General features: G+C 53.1%; 13 protein-coding genes and 1 pseudogene. 8 read left to right on the top strand and 6 right to left on the bottom strand.

Going from position 1 to position 18,524, the window contains the following annotated elements; genetic code table 11:
• Window positions 1–833 precede the first annotated feature (833 nt).
• Window positions 834–2,549 (top strand): DUF1565 domain-containing protein, encoded by a 1,716-nt coding sequence (locus tag HCG48_RS04570; RefSeq protein WP_168568098.1) that lies wholly within the window; start codon window positions 834–836, stop codon window positions 2,547–2,549.
• Window positions 2,550–2,652: 103 nt separating this feature from the next.
• Here HCG48_RS04570 and HCG48_RS26770 read toward each other — a convergent pair whose 3' ends face one another.
• The 3 genes from HCG48_RS26770 to HCG48_RS04555 all read right to left on the bottom strand — a co-directional run bounded on the left by HCG48_RS26770 (window position 2,653) and on the right by HCG48_RS04555 (window position 6,337).
• Window positions 2,653–2,826, bottom strand: coding sequence for a helix-turn-helix domain-containing protein (locus tag HCG48_RS26770; protein ID WP_375339325.1), 174 nt, complete (start codon window positions 2,824–2,826; stop codon window positions 2,653–2,655).
• Window positions 2,827–2,906: 80 nt separating this feature from the next.
• Window positions 2,907–5,288 (bottom strand): single-stranded-DNA-specific exonuclease RecJ, encoded by a 2,382-nt coding sequence (gene recJ / locus HCG48_RS04560; protein ID WP_210437175.1) that lies wholly within the window; start codon window positions 5,286–5,288, stop codon window positions 2,907–2,909.
• A 65-nt stretch (window positions 5,289–5,353) separates the two neighbouring features.
• Window positions 5,354–6,337, bottom strand: coding sequence for a DUF4349 domain-containing protein (locus tag HCG48_RS04555; protein WP_168568097.1), 984 nt, complete (start codon window positions 6,335–6,337; stop codon window positions 5,354–5,356).
• Window positions 6,338–6,567: 230 nt separating this feature from the next.
• Between HCG48_RS04555 and HCG48_RS04550 the strand changes: the two genes are divergently transcribed.
• Window positions 6,568–8,997 (top strand): ATP-dependent helicase, encoded by a 2,430-nt coding sequence (locus HCG48_RS04550; protein ID WP_168568096.1) that lies wholly within the window; start codon window positions 6,568–6,570, stop codon window positions 8,995–8,997.
• Between the two features lie 418 nt (window positions 8,998–9,415).
• Window positions 9,416–9,598: a hypothetical protein gene (locus tag HCG48_RS25405; RefSeq protein ID WP_210437174.1), complete on the top strand. Its 183-nt coding sequence runs from the start codon at window positions 9,416–9,418 to the stop codon at window positions 9,596–9,598.
• Here the strand turns inward: HCG48_RS25405 and HCG48_RS04545 are convergent.
• Entirely contained in the window at window positions 9,590–11,446 is a 1,857-nt protein-coding gene (locus tag HCG48_RS04545; protein WP_168568095.1) for a DUF3685 domain-containing protein, read from the bottom strand. The genes HCG48_RS25405 and HCG48_RS04545 overlap by 9 nt on opposite strands.
• Here HCG48_RS04545 and HCG48_RS04540 point away from each other — a divergent pair.
• Window positions 11,438–11,608 (top strand): hypothetical protein, encoded by a 171-nt coding sequence (locus tag HCG48_RS04540; protein ID WP_168568094.1) that lies wholly within the window; start codon window positions 11,438–11,440, stop codon window positions 11,606–11,608. The two genes, HCG48_RS04545 and HCG48_RS04540, sit on opposite strands and share 9 nt — an antisense overlap.
• Before the next feature lie 21 nt (window positions 11,609–11,629).
• Here HCG48_RS04540 and HCG48_RS04535 read toward each other — a convergent pair whose 3' ends face one another.
• Together HCG48_RS04535 and HCG48_RS04530 are read right to left on the bottom strand one after the other, a co-directional pair.
• Window positions 11,630–13,882, bottom strand: coding sequence for a hypothetical protein (locus HCG48_RS04535; RefSeq protein WP_168568093.1), 2,253 nt, complete (start codon window positions 13,880–13,882; stop codon window positions 11,630–11,632).
• A gap of 706 nt (window positions 13,883–14,588) precedes the next feature.
• Window positions 14,589–15,152 (bottom strand): Fur family transcriptional regulator, encoded by a 564-nt coding sequence (locus HCG48_RS04530; RefSeq protein WP_168568092.1) that lies wholly within the window; start codon window positions 15,150–15,152, stop codon window positions 14,589–14,591.
• A gap of 342 nt (window positions 15,153–15,494) precedes the next feature.
• Between HCG48_RS04530 and HCG48_RS04525 the strand changes: the two genes are divergently transcribed.
• From HCG48_RS04525 to HCG48_RS27005, 4 genes and pseudogenes are all read left to right on the top strand, one after another.
• Window positions 15,495–15,980, top strand: a complete 486-nt coding sequence (locus HCG48_RS04525; protein WP_168568091.1) for a CRR6 family NdhI maturation factor — start codon at window positions 15,495–15,497, stop codon at window positions 15,978–15,980.
• Between the two features lie 731 nt (window positions 15,981–16,711).
• Complete coding sequence (locus HCG48_RS04520; protein WP_168568090.1) at window positions 16,712–17,926, top strand: RNA-guided endonuclease InsQ/TnpB family protein; 1,215 nt, start codon at window positions 16,712–16,714, stop codon at window positions 17,924–17,926.
• Window positions 17,927–18,120: 194 nt separating this feature from the next.
• Window positions 18,121–18,369: pseudogene (locus tag HCG48_RS27010) on the top strand (pentapeptide repeat-containing protein); the annotation flags it as partial.
• Window positions 18,364–18,483 carry a pentapeptide repeat-containing protein gene (locus HCG48_RS27005; protein WP_445974480.1) on the top strand — a complete coding sequence of 40 codons (120 nt, stop codon included), beginning with the start codon at window positions 18,364–18,366 and terminating at the stop codon, window positions 18,481–18,483. The pseudogene HCG48_RS27010 and the gene HCG48_RS27005, both read left to right, overlap by 6 nt.
• Window positions 18,484–18,524 lie beyond the last annotated feature (41 nt).

Here is an 18,524-nt window from a genome sequence, read left to right as displayed (position 1 = left end):
CTCAATCTGCCGTGCATTCCTCCCTCGCTTCCAATCTTTGATTCAAGCGGGGAATCCTGCGCTTCTTGTTGAATTGCGGTTGAGGATTTTTAGATTTTTTTTGAGAGTTCGCAGTCGATCGCGATTCTCTATCCATCGGTTCTTAAGCTGTGGGTGGATTCTCGATCGATCGCCGTCCGATCCGGGCGATGGCTGAGGAGAGCATCGACCGAACACAAGTATAAATCATTGAAGATCGACAAAGTCTCACAAAAATCGCCTTTGAAATCGCAAATCGACGGAAAATGTATAGAGTCGTGTCAGTTGGAAAGGAATTTTACAAGTTGGCAAAAAACGGATGGGTTCCGGTCCAAGGCATCAATTTTCTAGAAGATTAGGGATCTACAAATTCTTTGGACGGTTGAAAACAATCCCTTTCAAATCGGCGAAACTTCTTCCGGTTTGTGGAATGACGACCCTGAAAAGCCAGGAACGACTGCAAACAAAATCGCTCAAATTCTTCACCCAGGGGGAATTGACCGATCGCGCCTCCCTAACTTCAACCTTAACAACATCGGCGATCGCTGCTCTGTCCAGCCATCGAAAAGATAGAAAATGTTCGACCTCAATCGTAAAATTCTTTGTAAAAACGATCTAAAAAAGATATTAAACAGACCGATCCGCTTTCCCCAAACCCGTTTGTAGAGCAATTCTCCAGCATTGAATCTACCCCGATCGCCTTCTGTTCCTCCGAAATCCTAACTCGGGGAAGCGATCGGGGAGTTTCCGCAGGGAGTAGCCAACCACTAAAATTGGAAATCGAATAGCGCCTAAAGCCCCAAGGAGCAAAGGTCATGTATTCCACATCCACCCCCCAACAGCCCCGTCATTCCCAAAGCGCGTTCGCGAAGCGTCTGCACGGGAGAATCGCCACCCTGGTCGTTCTGAGTGCAGCCCTCGCCAGCAGTCTTTATACCCCGGCGACCCTCGCCGAACCCAGTGCGCCATCCCTGGCCCAAAACGATCGAATCAAGCAAAACACCGAGGCTCAGAGAATCTTTGTCAGCGCGACCGACGGCAATGACAGCACCGGAAACGGGAGCGAGAGTCAACCGTTTAAAACGATTACGCGCGCTTTGCGGGTGGCGAAAACCAATAGCGCGATCGTCCTCGCCCCGGGAACCTACAGCGCCGAGACAGGCGAAAGTTTTCCCCTGATGCTCAAACCGGGAATGACCTTACAAGGCAATCCCGACAATCGAGGTCGCGGGATCGTCATTCGCGGGGGCGGGGATTTTCTCAGTCCGAGTTTCGCGCGCCAGGATGCGACGATTTTAGCGGGGGATGGGTCAACGCTGACGGGGGTAACGGTGACCAATCCCAACCGCCGGGGATATGGGGTGTGGATCGAATCGACGGCGCCGACGGTGACCCGCAATACGTTTACGGAAAGTACCCACGATGGGATTTCCGTCGTGGGAGACGGGCGGGGAAAGATTGAAGACAATCATTTTATCCGCAATGGGGCGAATGGAATAACGATCTACGGAAGCGCCAGACCGGAGATTCGAGATAATTTATTTGAAAGAACCGGATTTGGGATTAACGTCGCTCAAAAATCGGCTCCGATTTTAATTGGCAATCGCTTGGTGTGGAATCGGGATGGCATCTTGGTACAGGGGGAAGCGCGACCGATTTTGCGAAATAACGAACTCGAACGCAACCAGCAAAGTGGGGTGGTGACGATTTCCAATGCCCTGCCGGATTTAGGAACTGCCGAAGAACCGGGGGGCAACGTGTTTCGCAATAACGGGCAGTACGATATTAATGCGGAAGCTTCAAAACAGATTATTCCTGCCTTTGGCAATCAATTGGCGAGCGATCGCACCGTCGGACGGTTAGATTTACGCGGTGTCGTCGATCCGAACCCTCAGACTGTCGCTAGCAATCCTCAGCGCCGCCTACCGCCGTTAAATCGCGGCAGTGCGAACACGGTGAAGCCCGCAACTCGTCCGTTTCCGTCGCCGACAACAACCAATACCCCCGCACCGGAGCCCGAACCGACCCGAGAGATCCCGGTTCCCCGTCCCGGTGCGCCCATCGAGATCCCGGTTCCGCCGCCGGACGGGCGATCGCCAAGCGTTTCCAGAGGAGAATCGCCCGCGCCTACTGGGCAGTCTGCTTCGACCTCTAACCCACGCATTGGCAACCAACCGGGGGATACCTTACCCGTTCTGTTGCCCGTCCCGGATCCGAATGCCCCGTTGGGTAATGGAGGGGGTGGGGTTCCCCAAGTCGTAGTTTCCCAAAATCCCCAGGGTTCTGGCAGTCCGCCGCCGCCGCCCGATCGCGCCGCCGCCTTGGGATTGCGTTACCGGGTGATCGTCAATACGACCAGCGATCGCGACCACGCCCGCATCCGACGGATCGTTCCCGATGCCTTCCGTACCCGGATTAACGGTCGTTTGGTCATGCAAGTGGGGGCTTTCGCCACCCAAGATAAAGTCGATGAAATGCTCTCATTATTGAAGAAAAACGGCTTTACAGGCACCGTTTTGCCGATCGATTGACACCCTCCCTCACTTTAGTCATCTCGCTACGCTTGATGTCTTTCAAGTGGGGGATTCGAGGTCCCTCGCAATACTGGTTTTCTGCTTCGTCAGCCGCAATCATTTATTCAGACTGAATCGAGCCAGCATGAATGGGAGACTTACGAGAGTTACACCAATCTTTACGCTGTCCGAGCGCAAAGTTCCAAACCGAACGGCACATGTCTAGAGTTTTCTCGATCGCGGCCATCTGTTCGGCGGTGGGTTGTAATTTGTATTCGTAAGTCATGGTTAGCATGAAGACAAGATAACTTACATGAGCAGCATTTTTGTCTAAAAGGTTAAAGCATTTGCCAACGATCGGGGCATCGAACCTGCCTACAGGTTCGTTTCCAAGCCCTCCTCCGCCGAGGCGACGATCGCCGCCCCATGGGCTTGCAATGTAGCGACCGAAACCGAATAAAAATACTGCCGATGAAACTGTTCTTCGCGAACGGCGGCGAGAAAACGAGCCCGAGTCCGCTCCAGATCGCCGACGGCATCCGAGATCGGGCGCAAACTCCGCCGTAACTGCACCTGGGGATGTTGAGAGACGATCTCGAACCCCAGGTGACGGAGAGCTTCTAAGTATAAATCAATCGTCCGATCGCCGATCCCTAGTATCTCACACAAGTCTTTGCGTCCGACCCGTTCCCCGGTGCGACTGAGATCCTCAGCCCGGTCGATCGCCTCAGTCCAGACCTCGATCGCGTCGAGTAAATCCGGCGGGTCGTAGGCGATCGCCAACGGTCGGCCCGACCGCCACGCCTCGTGACACCAGAATTGCACCTCGTCCCAACTTTTGGGACACTCGCGCAAAACCACGGCGCGATCGCCCTGTGCGTCTCGTTCCCCTTGCGGGCGATCGCGCCAGTCCAGGATCTTCAAATTCCTGGTCGTAGCGCCGCCGGACGATCCCGCTCGCGCCGCGCGCAAGGCTACGATTCTCACTTGATATTCTTTCTTATAAGCATTGAAATCGAGTTCGACGATCGCGTCGCAGCGCGTTTCCGGAATTTCCTCTTTGTAATGTCCCCACCATAGCCCCGGAAAGCCCTGCGGCGCCGTTTCGTCGCAAATTTTAAACTCAGTCTTGATATATTTAATTTTATTCCCTTTTAAATCTTTAATATTTTTATTCCAAACATGTTTAAACCAACAATTTTCGATCAGTAATTGCGGGACGGGATTGCCCATCCCGCAGGGTTCCAACAGTCTCAGTTCTTGAAATAAATCTTTCCCCAACTCCGCCACGGTACAGATTAAATCCACCGGAATTCCCGAGGCGGCGATCGCCTCATTCTTCCCAAACTGCTCCCGTAGTTCGCGATCGATCCCTTCTTGAAATAACGGAAAATTTTCCACCGCCAAACTCAACCCCGCCGCGTAGGGATGACCGCCAAAACGATGCAATAGATGCGCTTGTTTGCGAACCAATTCGTAAAGGTCGATGCGATCGACCGATCGCGCCGACCCTCGGGCAAATCTCACCGCCCGATCGCCCCGGTCCGGATCGACGCGCAGTAAAATCGTCGGTTTGCCGTATTCTTGGGCCACCTGTCCCGCCACCAATCCGAGCACCCCGGCGGGCCATTGTTCGTCCGCGATCGCGATCGCCGTCGTCGTAGACAAATCCACCCGTTCGAGTTTTTTCGAGACCTGCTTGAGGGTATCTTGCTGCAATTGCTTGCGCCGCGTATTGGCTAACTCCGTTTCTTCCGCCAGTTCGCGAGTGCGTTGGCGGTCGCGACTGGTGAGCAGTTCCACGCAAAACGACGCATCCCCTCGAATGCGACTGACCGCATTGATGCGCGGACCGATTCCGAAAGAAATATCCGTGGGGCGATCGCCGTTGCGGTTGCACAAGTCCAGTAAATAACCGATTCCCGGACGGTGGCGATCGCCTTCCGGTTTTTTATACTCTCGGTGCAGCCGTTCGATGCCCACTTGCGCCAGATAACGGCAATCGCCGCGCAATTCGACCAAATCCGCAATCAATCCGATCGCCACTAAATCTAACAACGTTTCTAACGAATCTTGGGGGACTTCCGGCAGAGTTAGATAAAGTGCTTCGACCAACTTATAGGCGACGGCGACACCGGAGAGGGTGGCGAGTGGACTGTCCGCCGGGAGCGATCGCGGATTGATCAGGGCGACGACGGGCGGGCGATCGGGCAACAACGTGTGATGGTCAGTGACGATCGTATCGATTCCCCGTTCGTTCCCCCGTTCAATTTCGGCGAGGTTGGTACTGCCCGTATCGCACGTGACGATCAGTGTCACCCCCGATCGCGCCAAGCGCTCGATCCCCGCTTCGTTGAGACCGTGAGATTCGCTCAAACGGTTGGGGATGTAGTAGGAAAGCTGGGAAGGGCGATCGAAAAACTGACCCAAACCGTCCCATAACACGCTGGTCGCCGTCACCCCGTCGGCGTCGAAATCCCCCCAAATGGCGACCTTTTCACCCCGTTCTCGGGCAAGCTGGAGGCGATCGATCGCCCGGTGCATTTCCTCGCCAAAGGCAAATGGATCGGACGGGGCGTACTGTTTGGGGTCGAGAAATTGAGCCAAGGCGGGCAAGTCGCGAATCCCGCGTTGCCACAGCAGTTGAGCCGCGTAGCGTCCCGAACATCCCGGAACGTACTTGCGGACGGCATCGAGAAATCGATCCGGCACTTCGACCGGGGATTCGATTTGCCAGGGGCGATCGGACTGAGACACGATCTTTTGAGCGCTTAGATGTAAGTGAGGTCAATTCGGCAGTTGCGAATGTTCCCATTATAGAGTTATCGCGATTCTTCTGCCGTCCCCCCAGTTGCCGGGGGCTGGCGATCGCGCCCTCGTCGCCAGTGGCGATATCCCCAGACGCCACCAAAGACGAAGAGGAATAAAAATGGACTGAAAACTAACAAATAAATGGTCAATTTCAGTAAACCAACCCCGAAACCTTGAAAAGCATCGGTTGCATCGGTCCATGTTTCTTGTAACTGCGACCCTAAAGACGGTTCGACGACTTCGGCGACAGAAACTGGAGCTTGCAAGTTCAAATAAATAGTCGAGTAAGCGACTTGATTGCGTAAGTTTTTCTGCACTGCATCCAGGCGCTCGATTTGTTCGCGAATGTTGCCCAATTCCCGGGCTGCATTGAGAACGTCGCCGACCGAACCGGATCGGTCCATGATTTTTAAAACCATTTCTTCTTGTTTGCGCAAATTTCGCAACCGGGCGTCATTGTCGATCAGTTGGTTGGAAACATCTTCGGCGCTAATGGAACGATTGAGAACCGTTCCGAGTTCGGCGATCGCGTTAATTGTATTTTCTAATTGCTGTTGCGGGACGCGCAGTTGCATCGAAGCCAAATGAGAGGTATTGCTACTGACGGGCTTGTTGTCTTCAAAATTTAAAATATCACCGCGTTGTTGCCGGATAATTTGCGAAATGGCTTCGATCGCCCCGTCAATTTTCTCTACTTTTACCGTCATGGCGGCGGTTTTAATCAGTTGGGGCGGCGTTTGCGCGATCGCCGCCGCTTCAGCCGCTTCGACGGCGGCGGGGGCTTCACTTTGGACCTGATTGCCTTGGGCTATTTGCATTTCGTCCCCTCGGTAGGCGTCTGCTTCCGGGGCCGCACCCATCGTCATTTTGGCTTTATTGGCTTGGGCGCACCCGGACAGGGCGATCGCCCCCAAAAGAATCGCGGCGATCGGCCATTTCCAGCCTTGAGTATAGGAGCGATCTCGAGAGTCTGAGACGTGATGGGAAAGAGACATGAGAACGGATCTCCCTGAAGCGCGAAGTTCAATTCCAAGCTAACTTCCGATTCTCGCTTTCTCCGGGGGCGATACAAAAATTGAAACGAACCCGTTTCCAGTCACCTCCCCGCCAACCCTCTAAAATCTAAAATCTAAAATCTAAAATCTAAAATCCCAAATCTTAACCCCCTCGAACAGAAACCGATACACTCAAAAAAGCTTTCCTTATCGAAATTTTCAAGCCCAAAATGCCTCAAAATTCCGACCTCAGCGAGACCCGCACTACCCCCGAAGTCACTGCAACACCGGACAATGGGAGAGAGAGCCCCTGGGAACGCATTCGTCGTGGTTTGCGCCCGGGACAACGGCAAATGGCGGATTGGCAGGGCGGATCCCTGGCCGTTTCGGCGGTTCCCGGCGCGGGAAAATCGAAAGGAATGGCAGATGCGGCAGCCCTGACGATCGCCCGATCGCAGTTAAATCATCGTCGTCAGCTCGTCGTGGTCACGTTCACGCGATCGGCAGCCGCCAATATTAAAGTGAGAATCCGCCAAGCTTTAGAAACCTTGGGGCTTCCGGCTTACGGTTTCAACGTCAATACCTTGCACGGACTCGCCCTCAATATCGCCACCCAACACCCGGAACAGTCGGGGCTGAGTTTGGAAGAAGCGACCTTAATCGCCCCCAATCAAAGCCACCGGGCGATCGCCCATTGCGTCGAACGCTGGATCGCCGAGCATCCCTATCGTTACCAGCAGTTAATCGAAGGGCAATCCTTCGACGGCGAAGAAACCGAACGCCTGCGCCGTCAGTCGGTCTTACGAACCGACGTGCTTCCCGCACTGGCGCACACGGTGATTCACGAATCGAAATCCTCCGGACTGTTACCGGAAGATTTACTCGCCCTCGCCGAAGCCTCCCAAACGCGGGTTCCCGATGACGATTACGAAATTTTGGCGATCGCCGTCGGATTGTATCGCGAATATCAACAGTTTCTGCGATCGCGCCAACTGATCGACTACGACGACATGATTCTCGCCGCCTTGCGCGTCCTGCGCGAACCGAGTACCTGTCAGATTTGGCAAGAGCGCGTTTACGCCGTGTTTGAAGACGAAGCGCAAGATTCTTCCCCCTTACAATCCCAACTGCTCGAATTGCTCGCCACCGACGCCAACAACCGCGACGCCCCCCCGAACTTGATTCGCGTCGGCGACCCCAATCAAGCGATTAACTCGACGTTCACCCCCGCCGATCCGATTTACTTTCGCCGTTTTTGTCAGCATTGCGAAAGTCGCGGACTGTTGGCGACCATGGACCGCGCCGGACGCAGTAGTCCGATGATTATTGAAGCGGCTAATTTTACCCTGGATTGGGTGAACGAGCATTATCCGCGCGCGTTACAGGGGTTGGGAACGGCGATCGTTGAAGAAGCGTTACCGTTTCGCGCCCAGCATATTCATCCGGTGGATCCGGGAGACCCGCAAAAGGGAGCCAATCCGGCGCCGACGGGGTTGGGTTTGGAACTGTGCGCCCCCCGGGATATCTATGCTACGGTCGGGGCGATCGCCCGTCGGATTGTCGAACTATTCTCCCATACCTCCGAACCGCGATCGGCGGCGATTTTAGTGCGCGAAAACCGACAAGGACGCCTGATTCAAGAGATTTTCAGCAATCCCAAAGCCTACGGTCTCGACTGCGAACTCCTCGATCGCGGTATTCCCGTTTACGATGTCGCCGCGAACGAACGTCTCTCTCACGTTCCCGGCGAAATCCTCGCTTTACTCAATTTTATCGATCGCCCCCACTCGCCCCAGTATCTCAAAGAAGCTTTGCGCGTCCTCGTCAAACGTCAACGCATTCAGGCCCAAGATCTCGACCGCCTCGCCAGTCGTCCGGAACAGTTTCTCTATCCCGGACCGCTCGCTCCCACACAATCCCCGTCGGAACTGGACGCCCGGGGGTTCTGCACGCGCTTGCTCGACGCCCGCATCGCTTTACCTATCTACCAGCTTATTTCGTTTATCGCCGTCGAATTGGATTACAACCCGTCGGAATTGGCGACGGCGGATAAATTGGGGGAACGGGTCTCGCGACAAACGGCGCGATCGCGATCGATGGCGTCGATTTTAGAAGTCCTCAACGAAATTGTGGCGTCGGAAAGTTTTGAAGGGGTAGACGCCGACCGAGATACAGAATCGATCTATACGCGATCGGGTCAAGTGACGATCGTGACCATGCACAAAGCTAAAGGGTTAGATTGGGATTACGTTTTTATCCCTTTCCTGCACGAAAACACGATTCCCGGTCAGTCCTGGGTGCCGCCCCAAGCTCAGTTTCTCGGCGAGTTTACCCTCTCGGAGGTCGCCCGCGCCCAAATTCGTGCCAGTTTGCACGGTCAAAAACAGTTTTATTCCCGCCGTTTGGGCGATTTCGACCCGACGACGGCCATTCCTTCGGTTCGCGAGTCATGGCAGCAAGCGGCAGCTTTGAAAATGGCGGAAGAATATCGCTTGCTCTATGTCGCTATGACTCGCGCCCGGCGCCTGTTGTGGATGTCGGCGGCGGTGCAAGCTCCGTTTACTTGGAGTAAGCCGGAAAATTTACAACAACAAAAGCCTTGTCCGGTGTTTGCCGCGTTGGCCAAACATTTTCCCGAATCGGTCGTCACGGTAGATTAGGATCGCCGCGATCGCCGCTCAATCGTCACGGGTTCTGCCCGCGAACTCGTCTGCTACGCAATACCGACGGCGGCGTTTTTTAGATAAAAAAAAACGCCCAAAAGTTTGGGCGTTTGCCATCAGGGTGCATCTACTAAACAGTAATATAGCATCCTTGATGAGGGGTGTCACCCCCCACCCCGCAATTTTTTTGGAATTTCGGGGGGTAATCGGGGGTTTTGTTAGTTTAATTTGCATAAAATTATTTATTTTTAGTTGTTCTAAATCCCGTCAAGTCAGTCAGGGCAGGCATGACGATCGGGGTTAAAAGGAGGAAATAGGGGCTAAAAAAGTTATAGAATGGGGGCGATCGCCCGTATGTCGCCATCAAATTTCGCGGTTCGAGGGATCGAGGGCGTTTTTTATTTATTGGAAAAATATGCAAACTAGATGTTGTGAATTTTTTAGAAAAAATTTTTTCTCAAGGTCGATTGCGGGCATCGCCACGACGCGATCGCCATGGGGCGCCTGCCGGACGGGTCGGATCCGTCAGTTGGACACGGCGGCGATCGCCTCTGTCGTCATCGAGGCAGGAACGTCGATCGATTGCAGTTTATTTTGACTGTTCGCGATTCTTGCTGTAACGGGTTTCTTGCAACGAATTGCCAATCCCTTGAAGGATCCCGCGACCGACCAAACCGATACCGCGTCCGATTTGAATCAACAGATAACGGGCGCCATTGCCGATGGAGACCAACAAGGCTCGCAATCTCGGGGCGATCGCATCGCGAGTTTCTAAGAGCAAGGTGGCTCCCAGGCGCAGACCCTGCAACTGCTGCAATTCTTGAGTACGCGAGGCATAAACCGACTGACACTCGATCGCGGTGGCGCCGAGGACGAACAGACGATATTGACTTTCAAAAATATCTTTCGGTTCTTGCCAATATTGTTGACGCCGATATTGCCAGGACAGATCGTTACGCAGGCGCTCGATTTCGCGACTCGGCATCCAGCAGCGCTCGTAAAAATTCTGCTTGATCGCTTCGACATCGGCAAATTGATTGAGCAAGGGTTGGATCGCCGCGTTGGCAATTTCGATCGTCAGATTTTCTAGAATCGCTTGAGCGCGTTCTCGCGCGGCGGGGCTATCCCAAGCATGGGCGCGATTGTCGATCGCTAAGGGAATTTTAAATAAGCAATAGGCGCACAAATCGACCACGAAAGGAATGCGATCGAGGATGTCCCGACGCACGATCGCCACGTCTTGCAATAAGGCGGGAACCAATTCAATTTCGCGCATTCCCAGGGTCTCGGGCGCCAAAGTCGGGCGCAGTTCTTGGGGAACGGTGTAAGGATTGTCCCCGTTCAACCACACTTCCTGCACGGCGCCGGGGACTTCGCCGATCCAGAGGGAGTAATATTGACCGAAAAATTCGGCGATCGCCCCTTCCCAAATATCCTCTAAGATCTGCGATCGCTTGGATCCCAATTGGGTCAGTTGGACTTGTGAAAACCGCAGTTGGTCGAGAACGGCTTCGAGTTGACCGACGACGATCGCCAATAATTGTTGTTTTTTCGGCGGACGTAAAATATCGATTTCCATCGGTCTCCCGGTGTTGTTGCGCTTCACCTGGGGGATTTTGGCTAAGGTCAACTCGAATAAGGAGGCGGGGACAAACTCGACGAGGGCTTCGTGATTCGGGTCGCTGAGGGTCAAAGCTCCTGCCGCGCTTGGCGGGGCGGACTGGGGCGCATTGGTGGCAGGGGTAGGGCGGTTCGGTGACGGGCGGCGTTCCCCCATTGCGGCGGATGATGGTGCCGGGGGGGCTAAGATCCGATCGACCATCCAGCGTGCGGCGATCAGTTCCCGTTGGCGTCCTTCCAGAAACCAGCGATCGACATTTGGCAAGGAGGAATGTTGTAATTGAGTGGTAATTTCGGCGAGTTGGCGGTCGATTTGGTGTAAGCCGAGGCGATGGAAGTCCTGCCAGAGATTGCCCAACAAGCCGCCGCGATGGGCGGCGATCGCCAGGGAAGCGCTGCCGGAGAGCGATGGGTGCCAGTAGCTGCGACCTTCGGCCACTTCGCGGATGGCGGCGATCAATTCCGAACCGGGAATGCCTTTGGGACAACTGCCGCGAACGCCGAGGGCTTCGAGGGTCTGGCGATCGGGCGGTCTCGAACTCAAGGCGAGGAGGGGAACGCGGCCAAAGTCGCGATGGAGGCGATCGAGCAGGGTGTCGGCGGTATCGGCATCGAGGCGATCGCCCAACAAGTCTCCATCGGCAACGATCGCGTCGGGAAGATCCGCATCGCCATTTTGATTCTGAAGTAATTCGAGGGTCGCTCTTGCCGTTTGCGCCTCGCCGACGATCTCAAATGCGGGACACGCTTGACACACGGTTTGCAACCCCAACAAGAAAATTGGGTCGCGATCGACGAGGATGAGTTTGAGGGCTGTTTGACTCACGGCAATTCAACGCATAAAGGAACGGAACACTGCGATCTCTACGACCCACTGCCCGACTGCCTACAGGAAAGCCGCCCGGGAGGCGATCGCCCCCAGATCGCAGGCGATCGCCTCTCCCATCGTTGGGGATGGGTTGGGGAGAATGCCGAGTCCTGTTCCTAGGATACCCTCGATCGCGCCTCCCTATTCGATCCCATCAATGGGCAAGGGAGCGTCATTATAGGACTCTTCCGCAGGTGGGGCAGGTTCGGGAGCGGGTTCCTGATATACCGGGGCGGGTTCCTGATATACCGGGGCGGGTTCCTGATATACCGGGGCGGGTTCCTGGTATACCGGGGCGGGTTCCTGATATACCGGGGCGGGTTCCTGGTATACCGGGGCGGGTTCCTGATATACCGGGGCGGGTTCCTGATATACCGGGGCGGGTTCCCGATATACCGGAGCCGGGGCGGGTTCCCGATACACCGGAGCCGGGGCGGGTTCCCGATACACCGGAGCCGGGGCGGGTTCCTGATACGATGCGCGTCGGGCTTCCGCTTGGCGGGCGGCATAAATGGCATCGAGTTGGGCGGACCACTGGCCGATCGCACTTTGAGCATCGTAATACAAGGCTCGTCCGTAGCCAATCTGTGCGGCAGTATCGATCGCCTCTCCGAGACGACCTTCGGCGGCTAACGCTTTGGCGCGATCGAGAATCGGTCGGTCTTGAGCGATTTGGACTTCGGCGACCCATTCGTCGATCTGGGCTTGAGCGTCTGAGTAAAGCGCCCGTCCGCTTTCAATTTGTTTGGCCACGGCGATCGCTTCTTCCAGTTTGCCTGCTTTTGCCAAGTTTTCAGCTTTGGCAAGAATCGGACGATCTTCGATTTTTTCGATTTGGTTCGTCCAATGGGCGATCTCAGTTTGGGCTTCGACGCGCAAGGGTCGTCCCAGTTCGACTTGACGGGCCGTGGCGATCGCCGCTTTGAACCCTTCGATATTGTCGGAGGCGGCGATCGCGCGGGCGGCAGCGAGATGACGGCGGTCTTCGATCGCCTGCATCTGCTGCCGCCATTGAGCGATCAGGGTTTGAGCGTGAATCCGTCGGGGTCGCTCTTTACCGATCGTGCTAGCTTGGTCGATCGCCATTTTGAGAGCCAGTGGTTGTTGCAAACTCGATACTGCACTGGCGAGTTGCAAGGTCACTAAATCTTCTAACGATTGCTCCCAAGTCGATACATTTTCCTGCGCTTGAGCGTAGAGGGGACTGTCGGCTTCAATTTCGCTGGCGACAGCTTTCGCTTCCAGGAAAGCAAACAGGCGATCGCCGAGCTTGTCTCCCATTTGGGAATCCTCTTGAATGAGAGACTTGGCGGTATTGAGTTTGATAAAGTCCTGACTTTCGGCGTAGACTTCCGAATCGGCAGGCACCCATTTCGCTAAAGCCAGGGCGCGATCGTAGCGCTCCTCGTCGGCGAGTCCTTTGGCGATTTTGAGTAATTCCCGACTCCATTTCGCCACCTCCGTCTCCCCCACTTTACGGGCGTGGGTACTCGGGTTGAGTTGGCGTACCAAGTCGATCGCCCGCACGAAGTCTTCTGCAGTTTGGAATCCGGCAATATAGCGCGCGTCGAGCAACTTGTTCCACGCTTGGCGTTCGAGGTTAATCTGTTGCTTGAGTTGGGTATATTTTTCAGTTTTCCAATAAATATTGTCAACTTTGAGCAAGTCGCGGGTGTAGTCTTCCGCTTTTTGCCAAGCTTGACCCTGGATAGCTTGTTGGGCTTTGTCGTAAATCAGTTTGCCCTCTTGCCAGTCCCCCTGCCAACTGTTCACTTCGGCGGCGATAAACCCCGATTCGGGATTGTCTTCGGGAATTTTGGCCACGATCGCCATCGCCCCGTCTAAGTCCCCCCCGAGAAACTGCTGTCGGGCTTTATCCAGCAGGGCTAAAGACCACTCGCCCACCAGTTGCCGACCTTGGTTTTGTAAGGGGTGATCCGGCGGCCAACTTTCGACCAGGGCGATCGCCGCGACTAATTTCTCGATCTCCCCTGACTTGGCGGCTTCCCGGGCGCAGTAGAGCTGGTCTCGTTCCGGTGCCGTTTTGGCGATCGTATCGCAATCGATCGGCGGTGGCATCGTTAACAACCACTGCAAGGCGACCCCCCCGAGTCCCGTACAGACCACGAGCAGGCTCATCCAAACCAGGTGCCAGCCCCAAAAGAATTGGCGGCTTCGTTCCCACTGCTCTCGTACCTTTTCCCGGCTGAACCATTCTCCCAGGGGCAAATCGATCCGGGCGAGTATTCCCTGGAGGGATTTGGCGTTCGCCGAGCCCGAACGATTACTTTTGGACAGGGAGTCACTGGTTGCCGTTCGGATACGCTTTTCCCGCCGCCTACGAATCCGTGGGGCTGCTGGTATGCTAGATTGGTCAAATTCTTTTTTCACCATTGCAACTGAGCTGTCCCTACTTTTACAGACGTCGAACCGCACGTCGTCACCGCGATCGCCCACCCCTCACGAAGGCGAGCGCCTGCTCGCATCCGCCCGGAGTTGAGCGAGTTCAATCGATCTAAAAATAAAATACTGGCCGACACCGATTTAAAACCTGTTTTGACTATAAAACTATTCCATTTTGAGTGACTCTCCCAACTCCTCGGGAGTCTATCTGAAGGTGGAGTACCTCGACTCGGCCCGTTTGGAAGGGGCGATCGCATCTCATCATTGTCCTTGCAGGCAATTGTACTGGGTATGTCAATCGTCGTTTGTCGATCGCCACCCCTGCCGGAGCGGTCGGTACTTATCCCCTGACATTCCATTCTTCAAGCGCTTCAAGGGAATTTACGGTGAGGGCTGAGTAACTCTCATTCCCCAGTTCCGTTTCCTTCGATCTCCCTTGGCGTTGGCTGGCGAGTCTGGGGGGTACGGGTCGCACGGGGGTTCCGAAATGTCTTGACTAAACCACTTCGGTTCCTACGGGAAAGACGGGATCCTCCGAGGGGGAGTCCCGTCGATCCTTTTCGTTGACCGTCGAGGGTCGAGCAAGCCCTCGAACGGGCGATCGCACGGTTCGGTTTGGGCGTGAGGAGAAGCGAAAATGTCGATCGCACCAGGAGAACTCGAACCGACCCCATCGAGAGCCGATCGGGATCGCTGCTTACACGGCAGCACCATTGGCGTCGATCTCCGCACCTGGGCGCTCCTCAGGGTCAGCCGCCGGATTGTCGCCCATCCAGGCGCCCTCGTCGGGGGAGTCGGTTCCCTGTTGGTCGTTGGTTTGCCCGTCTTCTACGGAGTAACCGTAGAAGTTAATCCGATAGTCAACAATGCGAACCCCGGTTTCTCGTTCGACGCGCTCGATAATTTCTGGAGGCAGTTCGACGTAAACGTCTAACAGTCGATTGCTCTGCAGACAGTTCACGTGACTGTGAGAATCGCTGATATTGCCGTACAGGCGACCGTCCGATCGCTCGATGCATTCGATAATTCCTTGGCTGGATAAGGCTTCGAGGTTTTGGTAGACGGAGGTATGGCCGATGGCTTTGCCCGCTTGATTGAGGCGATCGTAAATCTCTCTGGCCGAGAGATGTTCCTGTGCTTGCCAGAGCAGTTCTAGGATATATCTTCGTTGGCGACTCAGTCGCATTCCCAAGGACTGACACCGATGCAGGGCGTCGTCTAAGGAACGGATCGGTTTCGCGCTCGTGGTCTCTTTTTTCATAATCAATTTTTCATAGCTTTATTTCCACGATCCGATGCAAGGAAAGGGGCGCTCGCTTGAGACTGTAGTGCTTTATTTTATCGTAGGTTCCTCGGTTGCGCCCGCGATCGCCCCCCGATGGCCAAATCTGGAGAGAATTGACGCTTGGCGATCGCCCGGGTGCGGTTTGAGGGAATTTTTCTCCTAGCCACCGCGTCGGGATTGACGCTAAAATTTCACTTTGTCAAAACCCTGGGGCGATTCTCCTTTGGAGACGATGAGCGCGATCGCCGTCGCCGATTTCGGGTTCTAGGGCGTCGATTCTCTTAGTTTTCTCATTTGTTATTGTTATTCGTCTTATCAATGGCCATTATTATCTCTGTCTCTGCTCAAGCCATACAAAAACTGGATGTCTCTGCGGCCCAAACGAAGATCGAACAGATCTTGGGTGAGGGGACTACGCCGCCACTCGAACCAGAATTGCGCTTTGAGATCGACTACCCCCGCGAACCCGAAGACCCCCGCGAACTTTCCGAGATTCCCGAGGTTCGACTCTGGTTTATCCGTCTCGATGCTCTCTATCCCTGGTTGCCGATCGTCCTCGACTGGCGCGGCGGCGAACTGGCCCGCTACACGGCGATGTTGGTTCCTCACGAGTTTCACCGCACGGAGGGGATTCAATATAATCCCCAAGCGTTGGAGATTTTCTTGATGCACAAGATTTTCGCGATCGCCACTTGGCTGCAACACCGAGGTATTTCGAGCCAGTCTAAGTTAATGGGCCTGGCACAAATGCTCGGCTACGAACTCGACGAGGGCTTCTTTGACGCGATCGCCCTTCGCCCTTGAGCCAGGGGCGATCGTCGTGCGGCGCCTCTGTGGTCGAATTCTCATTGCAATTATATCTCAAAATCTGGCTTGGGGGGTCAATCCCCTCGATCGCCGACTTCAACTATTCGCATCGGGATCCCTCCGGGAAATCTTTATTTTTGATAAAAAATTATCAAAATTCGATCGAAAAAGATTGCATTTTTCAACAAAAAAGAACGATTCTTGAACATCTCTGATTACGTCTCTCATTTTTGTTGCCCATTCGCTGTTTTTTCTCCAGCCAACCATCCCGAGTTCAGCCTGGGAAGATCGCGATCGCCCTCGCTCGATGACGGTAAACGGTTAGTAAACTGTAACTTTTAATACTAAAAATCCTTCATTTTGGCGAACTCGTCCGTTGACGAAGATTCCAGTATAATTATTGAGGGGAGATCGAAGCTTTCCAAAAAGCCCAGTTAGCCAGATTGAAAAAACTTTCATTAAATCCAAAACATGACGGTGCATCGCGATCCCTAACTTGAAAGTGGCGATCCTGACCGAGTTAGATGTAAATTGTTCGATCGGGCGATCGTTGAGGGTTAACTACAGAAGCCAAAAAATTACCCAATCTTACTCAATCTTACTCAAATCGTGAGAAATTCCCGGAGCATTGACCAATATTTCTAGAAACTGAATTGTTAATAAAGTCATCAGTGGTGGTAAAATTAGCACTAATTAGGCGCCATTGCTAGCGTAGAGCATTTAACTCCATGTTATTAGGGTTTAAAACACAACTTAAAGTTAATCTGACCCAACGACAAAAACTTGCTCGTCATGCGGGAGTGGCGCGTCATGCTTACAATTGGGGTCACGGGTTGTGTTTAGGAATTTTATCACATAATGCCGCTTGTCGTCCCGATGAAAAAATTAAATTTCCCACAGCAATTGACTTACATAAATGGTTAAATAAGTTAGTAAAACTAGAGAATCTGTGGTATTACGAAGTTTCTAAGTGTGCCCCTCAATACGCTCTCAGACATCTCGCCCAGGCGTGGCAAGATTGCTTTAAAAAAAAGAAATCTAGACCTAAATTTAAGAAAAAAGGTAGACAAGACAGCTTTACTCTAGATGGAACCATAAAAATATTATCTGAAAATAAAATTCAGGTTCCTGTTATTGAAATTCTGAAAACTTATGAAAGACTGTCGGGAAATTATCAACCCAAAAATGTGACGATTAGTCGAGAGGCAGATCGCTGGTTTATTTCGTTTAAAATAGATGTCAACGTGACCCCCACCGAGAAGAAAACAGATGTAGTGGGGATAGATTTGGGGATAAAAGCGCTTGCCACCTTATCAACGGGAGTAAGTATAGAAGGAATAAAAGCATATAAAAAGCATTCAAATAAACTAGCTAGACTCCAAAGACAAGTTAGCCGAAAAAGTCTCGGCTCTGCCAATCGAAAAAAGTCCCAGCTTCAAGTCCAAAAACTCCATCGGAAAATCGCTAATCTCAGAAAAGATACGTTACATAAGTTGACCTTACAATCATGCAAGAACCACGCCGTTAATGTGATAGAAAACTTAAACGGATCGGGCATGATGGCCAATCATAAACTAGCTAAATCTATCGCCGATATGGGGTTTTATGAATTCCGACGACAGATGGAATATAAGAGCCAAATATATGGGTCACAATTAATAATCGTAGACAGATTTTATCCATCTAGTAAAATCTGTTCTAATTGTGGAAGCATTAAAGACTCATTACTCTTATCAGAAAGACTGTTTGGTTGCGACCATTGTCATCTCAAAATAGACAGAGATTTAAACGCAGCCAAAAATCTGGAAAAAATAGGTCGAGCTACGGCCAAATTAACGCCTGTGGACAAGAGCGAGCAGACTCCCTTGGTAGAAGCAGGAAGTAAAATCGACTCAAACGTATTGTTCATCAAGCTTTCAGACTTGATGGGTAAGTTTGGGTAGGTTTTATCTAGCGGAACTCCGATACATCGTCTTCAGACTAGATCTTAATTGCAATGGCAGGAGTTGCCATGAAAATCTACGCGATTCCAACTCTCAGTTTGCTGGCTCCCCTAACCTTAGTGACATCAGCCTGGGCCCAACCCAGTTCTGCCGATGTTGAAAAATTAATCCAAACTAAAGCGTGTCAGCGTTGCAACCTCAACGGGGCCGATTTAAGTGGGATTGATTTGAGAGGGGTGGATTTGACCTATGCCAATTTGATTGGCGCCGATTTCAGTCGGTCAAATTTAAGTACCGCCAATATGAGGGGAGCCGATACCACTGGGGCAAATTTCCAAATGGCCGATCTGAGTCGCGCTAATTTGAGTACGACCAATTTGAGTACGGCGAATCTCTTGGGTAGCAATTTAATTGAGGCAAATTTAGATTCGGCAGATTTGAGTCAAGCTAATCTGTATGGCGCCGATTTACGCGGAGCCAACCTCACCGATGCCGATCTTGACGAAGTCAATTTATTGGGAGCAAATTTAGAAGGAGCGATCGGATTAAGACGGTAAATCAACTGAAGGCGAGAAGGAGAGAAACTCAACGAATCGAC

Source organism: Oxynema aestuarii AP17 (genome assembly GCF_012295525.1).
GTDB classification, from domain to species: Bacteria; Cyanobacteriota; Cyanobacteriia; order Cyanobacteriales; family Laspinemataceae; genus Oxynema; species Oxynema aestuarii.
Note: the sequence above shows the minus strand (reverse complement) of the source record. Positions and strands in the feature narration are given on the sequence as shown.

Coding starts and splice junctions, on each gene's coding strand:
- HCG48_RS04555 (WP_168568097.1), bottom strand. CDS start 6,337: ATGTCTCTTTCCCATCACGTCTCAGACTCTCGAGATCGCTCCTATACT.
- HCG48_RS25405 (WP_210437174.1), top strand. CDS start 9,416: ATGCAAACTAGATGTTGTGAATTTTTTAGAAAAAATTTTTTCTCAAGG.
- HCG48_RS04520 (WP_168568090.1), top strand. CDS start 16,712: ATGTTATTAGGGTTTAAAACACAACTTAAAGTTAATCTGACCCAACGA.
- HCG48_RS04550 (WP_168568096.1), top strand. CDS start 6,568: ATGCCTCAAAATTCCGACCTCAGCGAGACCCGCACTACCCCCGAAGTC.
- HCG48_RS04570 (WP_168568098.1), top strand. CDS start 834: ATGTATTCCACATCCACCCCCCAACAGCCCCGTCATTCCCAAAGCGCG.
- HCG48_RS04525 (WP_168568091.1), top strand. CDS start 15,495: ATGGCCATTATTATCTCTGTCTCTGCTCAAGCCATACAAAAACTGGAT.
- HCG48_RS04535 (WP_168568093.1), bottom strand. CDS start 13,882: ATGGTGAAAAAAGAATTTGACCAATCTAGCATACCAGCAGCCCCACGG.
- HCG48_RS04530 (WP_168568092.1), bottom strand. CDS start 15,152: ATGAAAAAAGAGACCACGAGCGCGAAACCGATCCGTTCCTTAGACGAC.
- HCG48_RS26770 (WP_375339325.1), bottom strand. CDS start 2,826: ATGCTAACCATGACTTACGAATACAAATTACAACCCACCGCCGAACAG.